Source organism: Crenobacter sp. CS_VA4 (assembly GCF_055597485.1).
In genome coordinates this window covers 148,716-165,502 of the sequence record NZ_JBVMAE010000005.1, presented here as the reverse complement: position 1 = coordinate 165,502, position 16,787 = coordinate 148,716, and the positions used below count along the sequence as shown (strand labels likewise).

The 16,787-nt window shown below is 65.4% G+C and carries 15 protein-coding genes and 1 tRNA gene; 1 reads left to right on the top strand and 15 read right to left on the bottom strand.

Annotated elements, in window-relative coordinates:
* Positions 1-29: 29 nt before the first annotated feature.
* From gph to ACZ2IA_RS06695, 9 genes are all read right to left on the bottom strand, one after another.
* Positions 30-725, bottom strand: coding sequence for a phosphoglycolate phosphatase (gene gph, locus ACZ2IA_RS06735; protein WP_470291806.1), 696 nt, complete (start codon positions 723-725; stop codon positions 30-32).
* Positions 725-2,737, bottom strand: a complete 2,013-nt coding sequence (tkt, locus tag ACZ2IA_RS06730; protein WP_470291805.1) for a transketolase — start codon at positions 2,735-2,737, stop codon at positions 725-727. The genes gph and tkt overlap by 1 nt, the downstream gene beginning before the upstream one ends.
* A gap of 41 nt (positions 2,738-2,778) precedes the next feature.
* Positions 2,779-3,657: a phosphoribulokinase gene (locus ACZ2IA_RS06725; RefSeq protein WP_470291804.1), complete on the bottom strand. Its 879-nt coding sequence runs from the start codon at positions 3,655-3,657 to the stop codon at positions 2,779-2,781.
* An 11-nt stretch (positions 3,658-3,668) separates the two neighbouring features.
* Positions 3,669-4,772: a class 1 fructose-bisphosphatase gene (locus ACZ2IA_RS06720; protein WP_470291803.1), complete on the bottom strand. Its 1,104-nt coding sequence runs from the start codon at positions 4,770-4,772 to the stop codon at positions 3,669-3,671.
* Positions 4,773-5,039: 267 nt separating this feature from the next.
* Entirely contained in the window at positions 5,040-5,762 is a 723-nt protein-coding gene (gene rpe, locus ACZ2IA_RS06715; protein WP_470291802.1) for a ribulose-phosphate 3-epimerase, read from the bottom strand.
* 1 nt (position 5,763) lies between these two features.
* Complete coding sequence (locus ACZ2IA_RS06710; protein WP_470291801.1) at positions 5,764-6,528, bottom strand: HAD family hydrolase; 765 nt, start codon at positions 6,526-6,528, stop codon at positions 5,764-5,766.
* A gap of 3 nt (positions 6,529-6,531) precedes the next feature.
* Positions 6,532-7,452, bottom strand: coding sequence for a CbbX protein (gene cbbX, locus ACZ2IA_RS06705; RefSeq protein ID WP_470291800.1), 921 nt, complete (start codon positions 7,450-7,452; stop codon positions 6,532-6,534).
* A gap of 147 nt (positions 7,453-7,599) precedes the next feature.
* Positions 7,600-8,031 (bottom strand): ribulose bisphosphate carboxylase small subunit, encoded by a 432-nt coding sequence (locus ACZ2IA_RS06700; protein ID WP_470291799.1) that lies wholly within the window; start codon positions 8,029-8,031, stop codon positions 7,600-7,602.
* A gap of 42 nt (positions 8,032-8,073) precedes the next feature.
* Positions 8,074-9,534, bottom strand: a complete 1,461-nt coding sequence (locus ACZ2IA_RS06695; RefSeq protein WP_470291798.1) for a form I ribulose bisphosphate carboxylase large subunit — start codon at positions 9,532-9,534, stop codon at positions 8,074-8,076.
* A 151-nt stretch (positions 9,535-9,685) separates the two neighbouring features.
* On the opposite strand from ACZ2IA_RS06695, the gene ACZ2IA_RS06690 reads away from it, so the two are divergent.
* Positions 9,686-10,636, top strand: a complete 951-nt coding sequence (locus ACZ2IA_RS06690) for a LysR family transcriptional regulator (RefSeq protein ID WP_470291797.1) — start codon at positions 9,686-9,688, stop codon at positions 10,634-10,636.
* Between the two features lie 14 nt (positions 10,637-10,650).
* On the opposite strand, the gene ACZ2IA_RS06685 is transcribed toward ACZ2IA_RS06690, so the two are convergent.
* From ACZ2IA_RS06685 to fdxH, 6 genes are all read right to left on the bottom strand, one after another.
* Positions 10,651-10,746 (bottom strand) — tRNA-Sec (locus ACZ2IA_RS06685).
* Positions 10,747-10,773: 27 nt separating this feature from the next.
* On the bottom strand, positions 10,774-12,684 hold the full coding sequence (gene selB / locus ACZ2IA_RS06680) for a selenocysteine-specific translation elongation factor (protein WP_470291796.1): 1,911 nt from the start codon (positions 12,682-12,684) through the stop codon (positions 10,774-10,776).
* Complete coding sequence (gene selA, locus ACZ2IA_RS06675) at positions 12,681-14,117, bottom strand: L-seryl-tRNA(Sec) selenium transferase (RefSeq protein ID WP_470291795.1); 1,437 nt, start codon at positions 14,115-14,117, stop codon at positions 12,681-12,683. Before selA ends, selB begins: the two co-directional genes overlap by 4 nt.
* Positions 14,118-14,130: 13 nt before the next feature.
* The gene (gene fdhE / locus ACZ2IA_RS06670; RefSeq protein ID WP_470291794.1) at positions 14,131-15,192 is read right to left on the bottom strand and encodes a formate dehydrogenase accessory protein FdhE; all 1,062 of its coding nucleotides are present in this window, start codon (positions 15,190-15,192) and stop codon (positions 14,131-14,133) included.
* A gap of 23 nt (positions 15,193-15,215) precedes the next feature.
* Positions 15,216-15,863: a formate dehydrogenase subunit gamma gene (locus tag ACZ2IA_RS06665; RefSeq protein WP_470291793.1), complete on the bottom strand. Its 648-nt coding sequence runs from the start codon at positions 15,861-15,863 to the stop codon at positions 15,216-15,218.
* Positions 15,850-16,782 carry a formate dehydrogenase subunit beta gene (fdxH, locus tag ACZ2IA_RS06660; protein WP_470291792.1) on the bottom strand — a complete coding sequence of 311 codons (933 nt, stop codon included), beginning with the start codon at positions 16,780-16,782 and terminating at the stop codon, positions 15,850-15,852. The genes ACZ2IA_RS06665 and fdxH overlap by 14 nt, the downstream gene beginning before the upstream one ends.
* Positions 16,783-16,787 lie beyond the last annotated feature (5 nt).

The following is a 16,787-nucleotide window of genomic DNA, read 5'->3' as shown; positions in this document are numbered from 1 at the left end:
CGCCGATCCGGCGCCGACCCGGGCCAAGCTCAGGCGGCCGGCATCAGCCGCGCAGGTGTAAGCAACGCCGGCAACGCCTTTAGGGAATCGACCAGTGCGTCGGCGCCCAGCGCCGCGGCCCCTGCCGGGCCGGCATAGCCATAGCGCACCAGGCAAACCGCGATGCCGGCCGCGCGCGCCGCCGCCACGTCGACGGGCGAATCTCCCACCAGCACGCTCTGCGCCGGATCGACATCGAGCAGGCGGCAGGCATGGCGCAGCGGTTCGGGGTCCGGTTTCATCTGCGCGATCGAATCGCCCGCCACCAGCACTTCCAGGTACGCCGCCAGTCCGGTCAGCGCCAGCAGCGGCTCCGCCAGCGCGCGCGGCTTGTTGGTCACGCAGGCAAGCCGGTAGCCCTGGCGCTTGAGCGCGGCCAGGCCCGCCTCCACACCCGGGAACACCGACCCGAGGCGGCCGTTGACGTCGGCATAGTGGCGATGGAACAGCGCCTCGGCGTCGGCGGCGTCCACCCGCCACGCGAGCTGCGCGGTCTCCAGCACGCGTCGCACCAGGTTGGGCACGCCGCGGCCGATGAAGCCGGCCACGGTATCGAACGGCAGCTCCGGGCTGCCGAGCTCGGCCAGCATGCGGTTGGCGGCCGCGACAATGTCAGGCGCGGTATCGACCAGCGTGCCGTCCAGGTCGATCAGCACCGCAGCGCAAGGCATGGATACGGTAGCCATCACTCGCCCTCCAGCAGGGCGCGCGCGGCATCCGCGACATGCGCCGGGGTCAGGCCGAAGTGCTGGTACAGCGCCTCGGCTGGCGCGGATTCGCCGAAGCTGTCGATGCCCAGCGCCACGCCCCGCTCACCCACCACGGCGCGCCAGAACCAGGTGGCGCCAGCCTCGACGCTGACGCGCGGCAGTCCCGCCGGCAGCACGGTGTCCCGATACGCCGCGTCCTGCGCGTAGAACAGCTCCACACAGGGCATGGACACTACGCGCGCGGCGATGCCTGCACCGGCCAGCTGCTCCGCCGCGCGCACGGCGATCTCCACCTCGGAGCCGGTGGCGACCAGCACGACGCGCGGCGCCACGGCATCGCGCAGCACATAGCCGCCGCGCGCGATGCCTGCGCGCTGGGCCGCATCGCGCTCGAACGGCGTCAGCGCTTGCCGCGACAGGACCAGGCAGGTCGGGCCGTGCTCGCGCCGCAGCGCAGCCAGCCAGGCGTACGCGGTCTCGGCGCCGTCGCAGGGGCGCCAGACCTGGTTGTTGGGGATCAGCCGCAGGCTGGCGGCGTGCTCCACCGGCTGGTGCGTGGGGCCGTCCTCGCCGAGCCCGATGGAATCGTGGGTCAGCACGTGCACCACGCGCAGGCGCATCAGCGCGGCCATGCGGATGGCATTGCGCGAATAGTCCGAGAAGGTCATGAAGGTGCCGCCATAGGGAATCAGCCCGCCATGCAGCGCGATGCCGTTCATGACCGCGGCCATGCCGAACTCGCGCACGCCGTAGCTTACGTAGTTGCCGTGCCCGGCATGGTTGACCCAGACCGAAGCCTTGACATCGGTCAGGTTGGAGCCGGTCAGGTCGGCCGAACCGCCGAGCAGTTCCGGCAAGGCGGGCGTCAGCGCCTCCAGGCAGAGCTGCGATGCCTTGCGCGTGGCGATCTTGCCTTGCAGTGGCGATGGCGCGTCCAGCAGCGCCGTCAGCCCGTCCTCGAACCCTTCGGGCAAGCGACCCTGGACACGGCGCAGGAATTCCTCGGCCAGCTCGGGATGCGCCGCGCGATAGTCGGCGAAGCGCGCCTCCCATTCAGCCTCGCGCGCAGCGCCCTGCGCCCGCGCGTCCCAAGCTTCGGCCACGTCCGCCGGCACGGTGAAGGGCTCGGCCTCCCAGCCCAGCGCCTCGCGCATGGCGGCGATCTCCTGCGCGCCCAGCGGCGCGCCATGCACCTCGTGCCCGCCCGCCTTGGCGGGCGCGCCCTTGCCGATCACCGTCCGGCAGCAGATCAGGGTGGGACGCTCGCGCTCGCCCTTGGCTGCGCGGAGGGCGGCGTCGATGGCCTGGGCGTCGTGCCCGTCGACGCCCGCGATCACATGCCAGCCGTAGGCGGCAAAACGCTTCGGGGTGTCGTCGGCAAACCAGCCGGCGACGTCGCCGTCGATGGAAATGCCGTTGTCGTCGTACAGGCAAATCAGCTTGCCCAGCTTGAGCGTACCCGCGAGCGAGCAGGCCTCGTGGCTGAGTCCCTCCATCAGGCAGCCGTCGCCGAGAAACACATAGGTATGGTGATCGACGATGTCGAAGCCGGGGCGGTTGAAGGTGGCGGCCAGCAGCTTTTCCGACAGCGCCATGCCGACAGCATTGGCCAGGCCCTGCCCCAGCGGCCCGGTGGTGGTTTCCACGCCCGGCGTCACGCCGACCTCCGGATGCCCGGGCGTGATCGCGTCCAACTGGCGGAACTGGCGCAGCTGCGACATCGGCAAGGCGTAGCCGGAAAGGTGCAGCAGCGCGTACAGCAGCATGGAAGCATGGCCGTTGGACAGCACGAAGCGGTCACGGTCGGGCCAGGCCGGGTTGGCCGGGTTGTGGCGCAGGTGGCGCCGCCACAGGACCTCGGCCATCTCGGCCATGCCCATGGGCGCACCAGGATGGCCGGACCTGGCCTGCTCCACCGCGTCGGCGGCCAGGAAGCGCAGCGCGTTGGCGCAGCGCGCTGCAGAATCGATGCGTTCGGGGGCGTTCATCTAGGGGATCCTCGCAAGACGACATTTCACAAGACGGGTCCTTACAGGGCGGCGCGCTTGCGGCGCTCCATCATGCGCAGCACGAAGGGGGTGAAGATGAGCTGCATGGCCAGTTCCATCTTGCCGCCGGGCACCACGATGGTATTGGCGCGCGACATGAAGGAGTCGTGGATCATGCTCAGCAGGTACTGGAAGTCGATCCCCTTCGGGTTGGCAAAGCGGATCACCACCATGCTTTCATCGGGTGCGGGAATCTCGCGCGCGATGAAGGGGTTGGACGTGTCCACGCACGGCACCCGCTGGAAGTTCACATGCGTGCGCGAGAACTGGGGGCAGATGTAGTTCACGTAATCCGGCATGCGGCGCAGGATGGTGTCGGTCACCGCCTCAGTCGAATAGCCGCGCTGCTTCTTGTCACGCCACAGTTTCTGGATCCACTCCAGGTTGATGACAGGCACCACGCCGATCAGCAGGTTGGGATACTGGGCGACGTTGACCTCGTCGGTGACCACGCCGCCATGCAAACCTTCATAGAACAACAGGTCGGTATCGTCCGACAACGGCTCCCACTCGGTGAAGGTGCCGGGCTCCTGCCCGAAGGGGGCCGCCTCCTCCACGCTGTGCAGGTAGCGCCGGCGCAGGCCGGTGCCGGATTCGGCATAGGAGCGAAACAGGTTCTCCAGGTCGCCGAACAGGTTGTTCTCTGGGCCGAAGTGGCTGAAGTTCATATTGCCGGTGCGCTCGGCCTCGGCCATCTTGACCTTCATTTCGGCGCGATCGTAGCGGTGGAAGCTGTCGCCCTCGATCACCACCGACTTCACGCCTTCACGGCGGAAGATGTTCTCGAAGGTGCGGGTCACCGACGTGGTACCGGCGCCCGAGGAGCCGGTGATGGCGATAATGGGATAACGTTCTGACATAGCCATGCACCTCAGGCGGACGCGCGAAACAGGCTGCGCTCGTTGAACAGGGGATTCGGCAGATCGGGATCAGACTGATCGGTGTGATAGCGCTCGATCCGCTCGACTTCATTGCGCGAGCCAAAGATCACACCAATGCGCTGGTGCAGCGCGCTCGGTGCCACCGACATCAGCGGCTGCCGGCCGGTACTGGCACGCCCGCCGGCCTGCTCCATCAGGAAGGCGATCGGGTTGGCTTCATAAAGCAGGCGCAGGCGCCCCGGCTTAGCGGGATCCCTGGTGTCGCGCGGGTACATGAAGACGCCGCCGCGCATCAGGATGCGGTGCGCCTCGGCCACCATCGAGGCGATCCAGCGCATGTTGAAATCCTTGCCGCGCGGCCCGCTCTGCCCGGCCAGGCACTCGGCGATGTATTGCTTGATCGGCGCCTCCCAGAAGCGGCTGTTAGACGCGTTGATGGCGAACTCCTGCGTATCCGCCGGCACGCACAGGTTCGGATGCGTGAGGAAGAACTCCCCGAGGTTCGGGTCGAGCGTGAAGCCGTTGACCCCGTTGCCGACGGTCAGCACCAGCATGGTGGTGGGGCCGTAGAGCGCATAGCCGGCCGCCACCTGGGCCGTGCCGGGCTGCAGGAAGTCCTGTTCGGTCACGGCGGCTGCGCCATCGGGCGCGCGCAGCACCGAGAAGATGCTGCCCACCGAGACATTGACGTCAATGTTGGAAGAGCCGTCGAGCGGGTCGAACACCAGCAGGTACTTGCCGCGCGGGTAGCGCTCGGGAATCTGGTACGGCTCGGCCATTTCCTCCGAGGCCATGCCGGCCAGGTACCCGCCCCACTCGTTGACGCGCAGGAAGGCGGCATTGCTCAGCACGTCGAGCTTCTGCTGGATCTCGCCCTGCACGTTGACGGCGACGCCTTCTTCCCCTTTCGCACCCTGGGCGGAGGCGCGGCCGTGCAAGCCGCCCAGCGCGCCGAAGGCAACCGCGCGCGCGATCTCCTTGCAGGCCATAGCGACGTTGAGTATCAGGCCGTTGAAGCCGCCGCTGGCTTGCGGATAGCGGCGGCGTTCCTCGATCAGGAACTGCGTCAGGGTCATCCTCTGGACTTCGGGCATGGCAGGTCTCCTCTTACTTTGCTGTGTATTCTTGTATGGCGCGATGGGGCTGGAGCACGTCCACGAGCAAGAGCCATGCCCATGACGGATTCCTTTTCCAGTCAGGCGCTTGCAGCGCGCTGCTCGCGCTGCGGGCCGCCGCAATGGACAAAATGTCCAGGCGGAAGCCCGGCCCGCGGGTCAAACTGTCCATCCCGCCGCAGCATCGGTTGCTGGCTCGGTGTCTTGGTCGTTTGCTATGTGTTCTTTTGTGGCGCAGGTGCGGGGCTACGTGATCGCGGCCTCGCGCAAGCGGCGCAGGATGCCCCGGTAGCCGCCGTCCGCATCGGGCGCGCCGAACACGGCGCTGCCCGCGACGAAGGTGTCGGCGCCCGCGCCGGCGATCTCGGCAATGTTGTCGGCCTTGACGCCGCCGTCTATCTGCAGCCAGACCGGACGCCCGCCCGCTTCGCGCTGCCGGTCGATGCGCACGCGTGCCTGGCGCAACTTGTCGAGCACACCTGGAATGAACGCCTGGCCGCCGAAGCCAGGGTTCACGCTCATCAGCAGGACCAGGTCGAGCTTGTCCAGGGTATGGTCCAGCCAGCCCAGGGGCGTGGCCGGGTTGAGCACCAGGCCGACCTTGCAGCCGTGTTCGCGGATCAGGCCGATGGTGCGGTCCACATGGCGGCTCGCCTCCGGGTGGAAGCTGATGATGCCGGCGCCGGCCTTGGCAAACAGCGGGATCAGCGCATCCACGGGCTCCACCATCAGGTGCACGTCGATGGGGATGGAGACATGCGGCCGGATCGCCTCGCACACCAGCGGGCCGATGGTCAGGTTGGGCACGTAGTGGTTGTCCATCACGTCGAAGTGCACAAGGTCTGCGCCGGCTGCCTCGATCGCGCGCACCTCCTCTCCCAGCCGCGCGAAGTCGGCCGACAGGATGGATGGCGCCAGACGGATTCCGCGCGCGCTATGGTGGTCGATGTCTTCGTCTATGGCATGCATGTCAGGGCGCCTCGAACAGGGTGCCACGATGCCAGCAGCGCAGCGCGGCCAGGTCGGCCCAGCGGTGGTCCGCGCCGGGCCGGTGCTGGGGCATGGGTTCGCCAGGGTCGCCCAGGTGCGGCAACACCAGCAGCGCCCCATCGAAGCAGTCCTGCGCGCTATAGGCGGTGGGCGTGACCAAGGTGGGGATGCCGGCCGCCCGGGCGGCGCGCAGCCCGTTTTCCGAATCCTCGATGGCCAGGCAATCGCCGGCATCCAGGCCGAGCCGGTCCAGCACGGCCAGGTAGACATCGGGCGCCGGCTTCTTGAGCGCGGTGGTGCCGGCGTCGCAGATGGCGGCAAAGCGCCGGCGCCAGTCCGCGCCAAGCGGCGCCTGCAGCAGTGCGTCGAGATTGGCCGGCGTGGTGGTGGTGGCAATGGCGAGCGGCATGCCGGCCTCGCCGGCCTCGGCAATCAGGCGAGCTATGCCCGGCCGCAGCGGCAGGCCGCCCGCCCCCACGCGCTCAGCATAGTGGCGGGTCTTGATGGCGTGCACGGCCTCGATGGTTTCCTTCACCTTGCTGCCGCGGGCTTCTTCCGGATCGACCATGCGCCAGTAGTGCAGCAGGCGCTCCTTGCCGCCGGCCACCTTGAGCAGGCGCGTGTAGAGCGGCTCGTCCCAGTACCAGTCCAGACCGACCTCGGCGAAGGCGGCATTGAAGGCCTGCAGGTGGGCGGTCTCGGTATCGGCAAGCGTGCCGTCGACATCGAAGATCAGGGCTTGCATGGCTTACTCCCCGGTCGGGGCCGGCGCGGCCGGCGCGAACACGCGGCTGGCAAGCAGGTCGGCGGCCGTGATGGTGGTCAGGGCACGGTCATCCACAACCGTGCCGGCATCGTCCAGCAGGCGCGAGGCATGGCGCAGCCGCGCGCGGTCGAGCGCATTGCGCACGCTGCGGGCATTGGCGAAATGCGGCTGCGCCATGCGCCGGGCCAGGTAGTCGGCAAAGACGGCCCGGCTCTCGTCGTCGAAGCGGTACTGCATCTCGCCTAGCATCAGCTCGGCGATCTGGCGCAGCTCCTCGAGCTGGTAGTCAGGGAAATCGATATGGTGGGCGACGCGCGAGGACATGCCCGGGTTGGATTCGAAGAAGCGATCCATGCGGTCCTTGTAGCCGGCCAGGATCACCACCAGGTCTTCGCGGTTGTTCTCCATCACCTGCAGCAGGATCTCGATGGCCTCCTGGCCGTAGTCGCGCTCGTTCTCCGGGCGGTAGAGGTAGTAGGCCTCGTCGATGAAGAGCACCCCGCCCATGGCCTTCTTCAGGATCTCCTTGGTCTTGGGCGCGGTATGGCCGATGTACTGGCCGACCAGGTCGTCGCGCGTCACCGCCACCAGGTGGCCGCGCCGTACGTAGCCGAGCTGGTGCAGGATCTGCGCCATGCGCATGGCCACCGTGGTTTTTCCGGTGCCGGGATTGCCGGTGAAGCACATATGCAGGCTGGGCGCACCGGCGCTGAAGCCGCGCGCGTCGCGCAGCTTGTCCACCAGCAGCAACGCGGCGATATCGCGGATGCGCGACTTCACCGGCGCCAGCCCGATCAGCTCTCGGTCGAGCTGGGCCAGCAGCTCGGCAATGCCCGAGCTGGCCAGCGATTCGGCCAGGCTTCCGGGCGGCTGCAGCGGTGCGGTCGTTTCGGGCGCGAACATGGCAGGCTCCGTGATGGTCAATGGGGTCGATGAAAGGCCCGATCGGGGCGCAGCTTCCCCCGGCGCGCGGCCTTCAGGCGGCGCAGCCGTGGGATTGCAGGGTCGGGAATCGCCGGCGGCAGCGCCGTGGCAGCGCTGCGCGGCGGCTCAGTCGATGCTGCGGTAGCGGCTACCTTCAGGCCGCGCCTGGACGGCGTAGCTCTCGATTGAGTAGCGCATCGTGCGGCCCGGTTCCTCCTGCCGCACCAGGCGAAAGCCCGGCTCGTCAGCGGGACGGTTGACGATGAACGACATCACCACCGATTCCACCGTATGCGTCGCGTCGAAGGCCATCACGCGGATGTAGTGGTTGGGGAAGGTCTTGCGCGCGTTGTTGATCTCCAGCAGGATGCCGGCGGCATCGCGCAGGTCGAACATCGGCAGGCCAAACATCTCCCAGTAGGTGTTGCGCGGATGCGGGTCGTCGGTGTATTCGATGCCGACCGCCCAGCCCTTGTTCAGGCAGTACTCGAGCTGGCTGGTGATCTGCGCGTCGGTGAGTTCGGGCAGGAAGGAGAAAGTGCCTTGTGTAATGCGCATGATGTCCTCTTCTCTCGTTCGTTGATCTAGGGTGCGGCGCGCTCAGGCCACGGATGCGGTGGGCACGAAATCCGAGGTATCGGTCGGCGTGTAGTTGAAGCTGATGTCGCCCCAGGTATCGAGCGCGGCCCGCAGCGGCGAGCACCACTTGGCGGCGTCGCGCAGGATGTCCGGCCCTTCGTTGATGATGTCGCGCCCTTCGTTGCGGGCCAGCACCATCGCTTCCAGGGCCACGCGGTTGGCCGTGGCGCCGGCCTGGATGCCCTGCGGGTGGCCGATGGTGCCGCCGCCGAACTGCAGCACCACGTCGTCGCCGAACAGGTCGAGCAACTGGTGCATCTGGCCGGCGTGGATGCCGCCGGAAGCCACCGGCATCACCTTGCGCAGCGAGGCCCAGTCCTGGTCGAAGAACAGGCCGCGCGTCAGGTCTGCATGGGTGTAGGCGTCGCGGCAGACGTTGTAGTAGCCCTGCACGGTAAGCGGATCGCCTTCGAGCTTGCCCACCGCCGTACCGGTATGCATGTGGTCGACCCCGGCCAGGCGCAGCCATTTGGCAATCACGCGGAACGACACGCCGTGGTTCTTCTGGCGGGTGTAGGTGCCATGGCCGGCGCGGTGCAGGTGCAGCACCATGTCATTCTGGCGGCACCAGTTGCTCATGGACTGGATGCAGGTCCAGCCGACGATCAGGTCGACCATGATGATGACCGAGCCCAGCGACTTGGCGAACTCGGCGCGCCGGTACATCTCCTCCATGGTGCCGGCGGTCACGTTGAGGTAGCTGCCCTTGACCTCGCCGGTGGCGGCCGAGGCCTTGTTGACCGCGTCCATCACGAACAGGAAGCGGTCGCGCCAGTGCATGAAGGGCTGCGAGTTGATGTTCTCGTCGTCCTTCATGAAGTCCAGCCCGCCCTTCAGGCCCTCGTACACCACGCGACCGTAGTTGCGCCCCGACAGGCCGAGCTTGGGCTTGGTGGTGGCGCCCAGCAGCGGACGGCCGAATTTGTCCAGCCGCTCGCGCTCGACGATGATGCCGGTGGACGGGCCGGCGAAGGTCTTCACATAGGCGACTGGGAAACGCATGTCTTCCAGGCGGGCGGCCTTGATCGGCTTGAAGCTGAACACGTTGCCGATGATGGAGGCGGTCAGGTTGGCGATCGAGCCTTCCTCGAACAGCGACAGGTCGTAGGCCACGTAGCAGAAGAACTGCTCGGGATTGTTCGGCACCGGATCGACCCGGTAGGCCTTGGCGCGATACATGTCGCAGGCGGTCAGGCGGTCGGTCCACACCACGGTCCAGGTGGCGGTGGACGATTCGCCGGCCACCGCGGCAGCGGCCTCGATCGGATCGACGCCGTCCTGCGGCGTGATGCGGAACAGCGCCAGCACGTCGGTGTCCTTGGGTTCGTAGTCCGCGTCCCAGTACCCCATTTCCTTGTACTTCATGACGCCGGCGTCGTAGCGCTTGCGCGGCGTGCCCTGGATCGTCTTAGGTGCGTTCATGCTTGTCTCCCTTTCCGTGGTTTGGCAGCGTGACTGCGTTGTTAGAAAGATATCCGCCTACCAACATAAGGTAAATTCAGATATTCTTAGTGTTCATATAAGCAATCCTTTAATAACCTGCCAAACCGCATGTCATGGGGAATTTCCGCCAATGTCCTTCCTGCGTGCCCTCACCCTTCGCCAGTTGCAGATCTTCGTCACAGTAGCCAGGCACGCCAGCTTCGTGCGCGCGTCCGAGGAACTGCACCTGACCCAGCCGGCGGTCTCGATGCAGATCAAGCAGCTCGAATCCGTGGTCGGCCTGTCGCTGTTCGAGCGGGTCGGCCGCCAGCTCACCCTGACCGAGCCCGGCGACCGCCTGCTGCACCACGCCTCGCGCATCCTCGGCGAGGTCAAGGACGCCGAGGAAGGATTGCAGGCCGTCAAGGACATCGAGCAGGGTTCGATCACGATCGGGCTGATCAGCACCGCAAAGTATTTCGCGCCCAAGCTGCTCGCCGCCTTCACGGCGCTGTACCCGGGCGTGGACCTGCGCATTGCCGAAGGCAACCGCGAAACGCTGCTGCGGCTGCTGCAGGACAATGCGATCGACCTCGCGCTGATGGGCCGTCCGCCGCGCGAGCTCGACGCGGTGTCCGAGCCCATCGCCGCGCATCCGTACGTGCTGGTGGCCTCCCCGCGGCACCCCCTGCACGACGCCAAGGGCTTCGATCTGCAAGAGCTTCGTCACGAGACCTTCCTGCTGCGCGAACCGGGCTCGGGCACCCGTACTGTGGCGGAGTCCATGTTCCGCGACCACCTGTTCGCACCGGCCAAGGTGGTCACGATGGGCAGCAATGAGACCATCAAGCAGGCGGTGATGGCCGGCATGGGCATCAGCCTGTTGTCGCTGCACACGCTGTCACTGGAGCTGCGCACGCATGAGATCGCGCTGCTCGACGTGGCGGGCACGCCGATCGAGCGCGTCTGGCATGTTGCGCATATGGCAAGCAAGCGCTTGTCGCCGGCCAGCGAGCGATGCCGCGCCTACCTGCTGGAGCAAACGGCGGAGTTTCTGGGGAAGGAATATGCCGGACTGCTGCCCGGGCGGCGCGTGGCGTGAGGGTGCGAGAGCGATGGCGGAAGGCAGCAGGAGTCGAACCTACCTGAGAGCGGCTGACGCCCTCAACTGGGTTTGAAGCCCAGCCGTACCACCGGATACGGATGCCTTCCTACGGTGATCAAATCAGTCGTCGCGCATCAGAGCAAATCGAGCCAACGACTGTCCGTGCGCATCAGATGCAGGCCACGGTGAAAGCGGGTGTACCCAACCCGGTCGAAAAATTCTAAAAGCTGAATCGCGCGCTTTCGCCCAAGTCCAGTGACATCGCGAAACGCGGCGGTGACCACCATCCCGGCGTTCTTGCGGGTTTCGGCGGCTGCGATCGCAGCCAGTTCGCGAATCGCATCCGGATGGTAAAAGAGGTCGTGTACGACCTGAAACGTTTCGCCCTGACGCGCGAGCTTGCGCATCAACTGCCGCACCCGGTCCTCGGAGACACCATGCCCGTTCGCAAGATCGCGCACCCACGGCGGATCGAAGCGCCCCGCCTTGATCGCCGGCAGCAGCGTTGCAACCAGCGCGCGATCGGCGTCGTCCAATGTCACGGCGTGATCTGGCAGATGCAGCCAGGGGCCGTGTCTGACGATCTCACCGCGCGCACTGGCATCATCGACGAGTGCGCGCCACAGCGCGTCTTCCACGAGCGGTGCGGCAATCCGCCGCAGGCGCGATACATCCGGCCCCAGTTCGTCTGGCAAGCGTTCGTGGAATTGCTTGAGTGCCGCAGTCAATCGTGCCGCCAGCGCTTGCCATGCCGCGTTGGCGACGAGCAAGGCGTCGGCGTTGGGAAGCTCAACCACGCGGGTGTCGAGCGGTAGTTCGATCGCAGCGGCCGACATTCCGGTCAGCCGTTCCAGCAACGCGCGTGACAACCCGTTCGGTGCCCGCTCGAGCAACGCGCCAATCGTACCGGTATCGAGCATGGTCTGCGCCGCATCGAGCCACGCCAGCCGCTCAACCGAACGGCGTTTGCGCGCGGGCGCGAACGGATCGAGTACCTCGCCACCACCGATGGTGCGACTGGCCTGCGCATTCCTGACGACAAAGCGATCGCCAGGAAGCGCGCACACCGGCCGCTCGAACACGAGTTGCACGCGCGCGCGCTGACCGGCGGCAAGCGTTATGCCGTCGAGCAACGCGACACGCGCGACCTGATGCTGCGTGCCCAGATGAACGTGCAATGACGTCCAGTGCTTCAGCGTAAGCGCGTCGGCCAGCAGCGTCAGCATCACGTCGATGCGTTCCGACGCTTGCGACAACCGCGGATCCACGACCCAGTCACCACGATCGATCGCGCTCTTGTCGATGCCCGCGAGATTCAACGCACAGCGCTCCCCTGCACGCCCGGTCGCGGCCGGACGATTCTGCGCATGGATGCTACGCACGCGCACGGACTGGTTCTTCGGCGCGAGCAACATCGTATCGCCAACATTGACACGGCCCGATACGACGGTCCCCGTCACGATCGTGCCCTGCCCTGCGAGCGTGAAGACCCGGTCGACCGCAAGGCGGAACAGGCCATCGTCGCGCTTCATCCTCCACTGCGCCGCCGCTGCGTGCAGATGCACCTTCAACGCCGTCACACCAGGATCATCGGCACGCGTCGCACACGTCTCGAAAACAGGCGCACCCTGCAGCACGCTGCCGCTCAGAAACGATGCAATTTCCTCGCGCACTTGTTGCAACCGCTCTTCGTCCACGCGGTCGATTTTTGTCAGCGCGATCGCGCCACGCTTGATGCCGAGCAATTGCACGATGGCCAGATGCTCGCGCGTTTGCGGCATCACGCCGTCATCGGCGGCGATCACGAGCAGCGCGAAATCGATTCCGCTCGCGCCCGCGGCCATGGTGTGGACGAGCTTTTCGTGGCCCGGCACATCGATCAGGCCAAGCACTTCGCCGTTCTCGAGCGGCACATACGCATAACCCAGCTCGATCGAAATGCCACGCGCCTTCTCTTCCTTCAGGCGGTCGGTATCCACGCCCGACAGCGCTCTTACCAGACTCGTCTTGCCGTGATCGATATGCCCCGCTGTACCGACGATCATGCGTGCGCGCCCGTCAGTTGTTTGAGAAGCTGCGCCTCATCAGCGGCTTCGAGACAACGCAAATCGAGGCGCAACGCGTCGTCCGCAATGCGGCCGATGACGGGTCTGGCCATGTCACGCAACGCATTTTCGAGCGCTAGCAACTGACGGCCGCCGCGCTTGCCATCGGCCATCCTGACGACGAGGCCGTAGCTTGCCAATACATCGGCGGGCAACGCGCCGCTGCCGATCTGGCTGAACATCGGCTCCGCCGTCACCGCGTAGCGTGCACCGATTGCACGCTGGAGCGCAGGCTGCACGCGTTCGGCCGCAAGCCGGATATCCTCGGCGGGACGGGTAAGCAAACGCAGCGTGGTCAGTCGTTCTGCGAGCAACTCCGGCGCGCGATAGAGTTGCAGTACTGGCTCCAGGGCCGCAAGCGTCAGTTTGCCGACACGCAGCGCGCGCTTGAGCGGGTGCTTCTTGATCCGCGCAATCAGGTCGCACTGGCCGACGATCAAACCGGCTTGCGGGCCGCCAAGCAGCTTGTCGCCACTGAACGTGACGAGGTCGGCCCCCGCTTCAATGGTTTCCCGTACAGTGGTCTCGCGCGGCAAACCCCATTGCGCAAGATCGACTAGCGTGCCGCTGCCGAGATCCACGGCGACGGCAAGACCTCGCGATCGCGCGAGCGGCGCGAGTTCGGCGATGCCGACCTCCTTGGTGAATCCGTTGATCGCGTAGTTACTCGTGTGGACCTTCATCAGCAGCGCGGTTCGCGCGCCGATGGCCTCGTCATAGTCCCTCAGATGGGTGCGATTGGTGGTGCCAACTTCGCGCAGCTTCGCGCCCGCGCGGTTCATGATGTCGGGAATGCGAAACGCACCGCCGATTTCAACCAGCTCGCCACGCGACACGATCACTTCTTTCTTCGACGCCAGCGCCGACAGCGTAAGCAATACCGCTGCAGCATTGTTATTGACCACTGTCGCCGCTTCCGCGCCGGTCAGTTCGCAGATGAGTTCGTCGATCAGATCGTCGCGATCGCCCCGCTTCCCCGTGCTGAGATCGAATTCGAGGTTGACAGGCTGCGTGAGCGCCTTCACAACGGCCTGCACGGCTTCGTCAGGCAACAATGCACGGCCGAGGTTGGTATGAAGCACGGTGCCGGTCAAATTGAATACGCTGCGCAAGCGGGCCCGGTTAAGCTTCCGAAGCCCCGCGCCAACCGTTACGGTCAATGACTCCACGTCGAGCGCTTGCAGGCTCGCACGGCGGTCGCCCGACTGCACTTGCGCACGCCAGCTGTCGAGGGCGCGACGCAGCGCGGCCAGCACTTGTGTGCGTCCGAACTCCGCCGCAAGCGCCACGAATGGCACCGATGCCATCACTTTTTCCACCGATGGCACGCGTCCCATTAGCGCCCGCAATTCAGCGCTCGTCACATCGCTCACGAGACAATCCTTCTCAATCGGACGCGTTGGAAGAATCCGCTGCGGCACCGGGCTGCTCAGGCCAGAGCCACGGATGCGGCGACGCTCGCCTGTAGCCCGCATCTCCCATCAGCAGATCCAGCGTAAGGCTGGCGAGATCGTCCGCGAACGGATCGAAATCGTAGTTCTTGGACTGGTAGCCGATTTTCCGATAGGTATGGCATTCGTCGCACGATTCCGCTTTCAATGCCGCATTCTTCGATTCCGCTTCTTTCGTGGCGGCGTCGGCATCCGGCGAGCCCAGCGCGTGATAAGCAATGCCCTTGGTCGACTCGCAATTCGAACATTTCGAGCGGACCATATACCATTCGGTGGCGCACAAGCCGCACTGCAGATAGCGGTAGTTGTCATACGCGCCGCCGATGCGCACCGTACTCGCCACCGGATGCGACCCGCATACGGGACACAGGCCGGCAGTTTCTAGGTATGGGACGTCGCGCTTGTCGATATCGGCGGCGAGGTCGGTCCAGACCACTTGTAGCGCGGCCATGATGAACGGCGCGCTCGCCGGATCGACCTCGGCGAAGCGCTGCGCGAAGATTGCACCGGCCTGCGCTTCGAGCGCGGCCGCATCGAGCGCCCTGAGTTTTTCGACCAGCGCCGCGAGCGGCGGCGTGAGCGGGCCGGCGGCTTCCAGCTTGTCGAGCAATTGAAGCAGCACGTCATGCCAAGCCGGATCGCGCGCGCCGGAAAGCGCGGGTATCAGTGGCATCGAATGCTGTTGCGCATTCGCGATTGACTCGGCGCTGGGCGGCTTCGCCTTGAAGCGCTCCAGCACGGCTTGCTGCGCGTCGGCGAGCGCGGCCATCAGGCGCAAGTAACCAGCAATCGGATTGCTGAGCGCCGCCAGTTGCCGCAGCCGCGCGGCGCGCGCTGAAAACACCACCGCGCGCTCGGGCGTACGAATACGGGGAATCGCAGAATGATCAAGCGACTCCATATCGCCGGCTTCAAGAATGCGTTGTACCAAAATGTCGACCTCTAAAAACTGAAGAGTCGCCACCGTCCATGGAACAAAGGCGGCGGCTAGGGGCATAGTGCGCTAAAAGCAGCGCGGTGCTACTTGCCGATCATCTCCTTGAACCAGTTCGGATGATGCTTTCTCGCCCAGCCGTACGTCACGGTGCCACGTGTCATCGCGCCGACCGATCCCTTGATCCACAAGGCCGCATAAATATGCACGATGATGCCGACGATCAGCACGAACGCTGCCGCGGCATGAACGACCGCCGCGAGGCGGATAATTTCGATTGGGAAATAGATTGAGAAATACCGCCGCCAGATCACAATGCCGCTTGCCAGCAACAGCAGCAGGCAGATCACCATCGTGAAAAACAGCAGTTTTTGGCCGGCATTGTACTTTCCGATCGCGGGCAGTTTTTCTTCGCGATTATTGAGCACGTCGCCGATCTGCTTCATCCACTGGATGTCCGCCTTGTCGAGATAATTGTGATGCCAGAAACGCAGCGCAAGTATCAGGAACGACAGGAACATCACGCAGCCAACAAACGGATGCAGGATGCGCGTCCATTGACCGCCGCCGAGGATCGCATAGAACCAGGACATCGCCGGATGAAACATCGCGAGCCCGGATAGCGTCAGCAAAATGAACGTGATCGCGGTGATCCAGTGATTCGTACGTTCATTCGGCGTGTAGCGCACGATCAGGCTGTTGCCCTTCACGTCCTTCAGATCAGCGTGCTTCATCGGATGCCTCCCGGGACCGACGCGCTGCATCGGCTTCGTGCTGTGCCTCGGCCTCTTCCGCCTCTGTCACCTCGTTCGGGCCCACGCGCGTGTAGTGGAAGAAACCTGCCAAGGCCGTAAACGCCATGCCCGCCAGCGCCAGCGGTTTCGCAACCCCCTTCCACAGCGAAACCATCGGACTGATCTTCGGATTCTGCGGCAGGCCGTGATAGAGGTTGGGCTGATCGGCGTGATGCAGTACGTACATCACGTGTGTGCCGCCCACGCCGGCAGGGTCGTACAAGCCGGCATTCTCGAAGCCCCGTTCCTTCAGATCGACAACCCGGTCCTCCGCCTGCTGCTTCATGTCCTCCTTGGTACCGAACATGATGGCGCCCGTCGGGCAGGTCTTCACGCAAGCCGGTTCCTGGCCGACAGCCACGCGGTCCGAACACAGCGTGCACTTGTACGCGCGGTTATCTTTCTTCGAAATGCGCGGCACGTCGAACGGGCAACCGGTCACGCAATAGCCGCAGCCGATGCACTTTTCCTGGTGAAAATCCACGATGCCGTTGGTGTACTGCACGATCGCGCCCGGCGAAGGACACGCCTTCAGACAGCCCGGATCCTCGCAGTGCATGCAGCCGTCCTTACGGATCAACCATTCAAGGTTGCCTTCCGGGTTCTCGTACTCCGAGTAGCGCATGACGGTCCACGAATGCTCGCTCAGGTCTCGCGGGTTGTCGTAAACGCCCGTCGTCTCCCCGACTTCATCACGCAGATCGTTCCATTCCATACAGGCCGTCTGACACGCCTTGCAGCCGATGCATTTCGACACATCGATGAGCTTGGCGACCGTCCCCGTGACCGGCTCGCGAATCTGCGGCTCCGGCAAGGTGGTGGCGGAGAGGCGTTTGATATCCAGTGATTGCAGTGCCATCTCCG

What these genes read in the sequence shown, in the direction of transcription:
- selB (WP_470291796.1), bottom strand. Translation starts at nt 12,684, where the DNA reads ATGATCGTCGGTACAGCGGGGCATATCGATCACGGCAAGACGAGTCTG.
- gph (WP_470291806.1), bottom strand. Translation starts at nt 725, where the DNA reads ATGGCTACCGTATCCATGCCTTGCGCTGCGGTGCTGATCGACCTGGAC.
- cbbX (WP_470291800.1), bottom strand. Translation starts at nt 7,452, where the DNA reads ATGTTCGCGCCCGAAACGACCGCACCGCTGCAGCCGCCCGGAAGCCTG.
- ACZ2IA_RS06690 (WP_470291797.1), top strand. Translation starts at nt 9,686, where the DNA reads ATGTCCTTCCTGCGTGCCCTCACCCTTCGCCAGTTGCAGATCTTCGTC.
- ACZ2IA_RS06695 (WP_470291798.1), bottom strand. Translation starts at nt 9,534, where the DNA reads ATGAACGCACCTAAGACGATCCAGGGCACGCCGCGCAAGCGCTACGAC.
- rpe (WP_470291802.1), bottom strand. Translation starts at nt 5,762, where the DNA reads ATGCATGCCATAGACGAAGACATCGACCACCATAGCGCGCGCGGAATC.
- ACZ2IA_RS06725 (WP_470291804.1), bottom strand. Translation starts at nt 3,657, where the DNA reads ATGTCAGAACGTTATCCCATTATCGCCATCACCGGCTCCTCGGGCGCC.
- ACZ2IA_RS06700 (WP_470291799.1), bottom strand. Translation starts at nt 8,031, where the DNA reads ATGCGCATTACACAAGGCACTTTCTCCTTCCTGCCCGAACTCACCGAC.
- tkt (WP_470291805.1), bottom strand. Translation starts at nt 2,737, where the DNA reads ATGAACGCCCCCGAACGCATCGATTCTGCAGCGCGCTGCGCCAACGCG.
- ACZ2IA_RS06720 (WP_470291803.1), bottom strand. Translation starts at nt 4,772, where the DNA reads ATGCCCGAAGTCCAGAGGATGACCCTGACGCAGTTCCTGATCGAGGAA.
- fdxH (WP_470291792.1), bottom strand. Translation starts at nt 16,782, where the DNA reads ATGGCACTGCAATCACTGGATATCAAACGCCTCTCCGCCACCACCTTG.
- ACZ2IA_RS06665 (WP_470291793.1), bottom strand. Translation starts at nt 15,863, where the DNA reads ATGAAGCACGCTGATCTGAAGGACGTGAAGGGCAACAGCCTGATCGTG.
- fdhE (WP_470291794.1), bottom strand. Translation starts at nt 15,192, where the DNA reads ATGCCCCTAGCCGCCGCCTTTGTTCCATGGACGGTGGCGACTCTTCAG.
- ACZ2IA_RS06710 (WP_470291801.1), bottom strand. Translation starts at nt 6,528, where the DNA reads ATGCAAGCCCTGATCTTCGATGTCGACGGCACGCTTGCCGATACCGAG.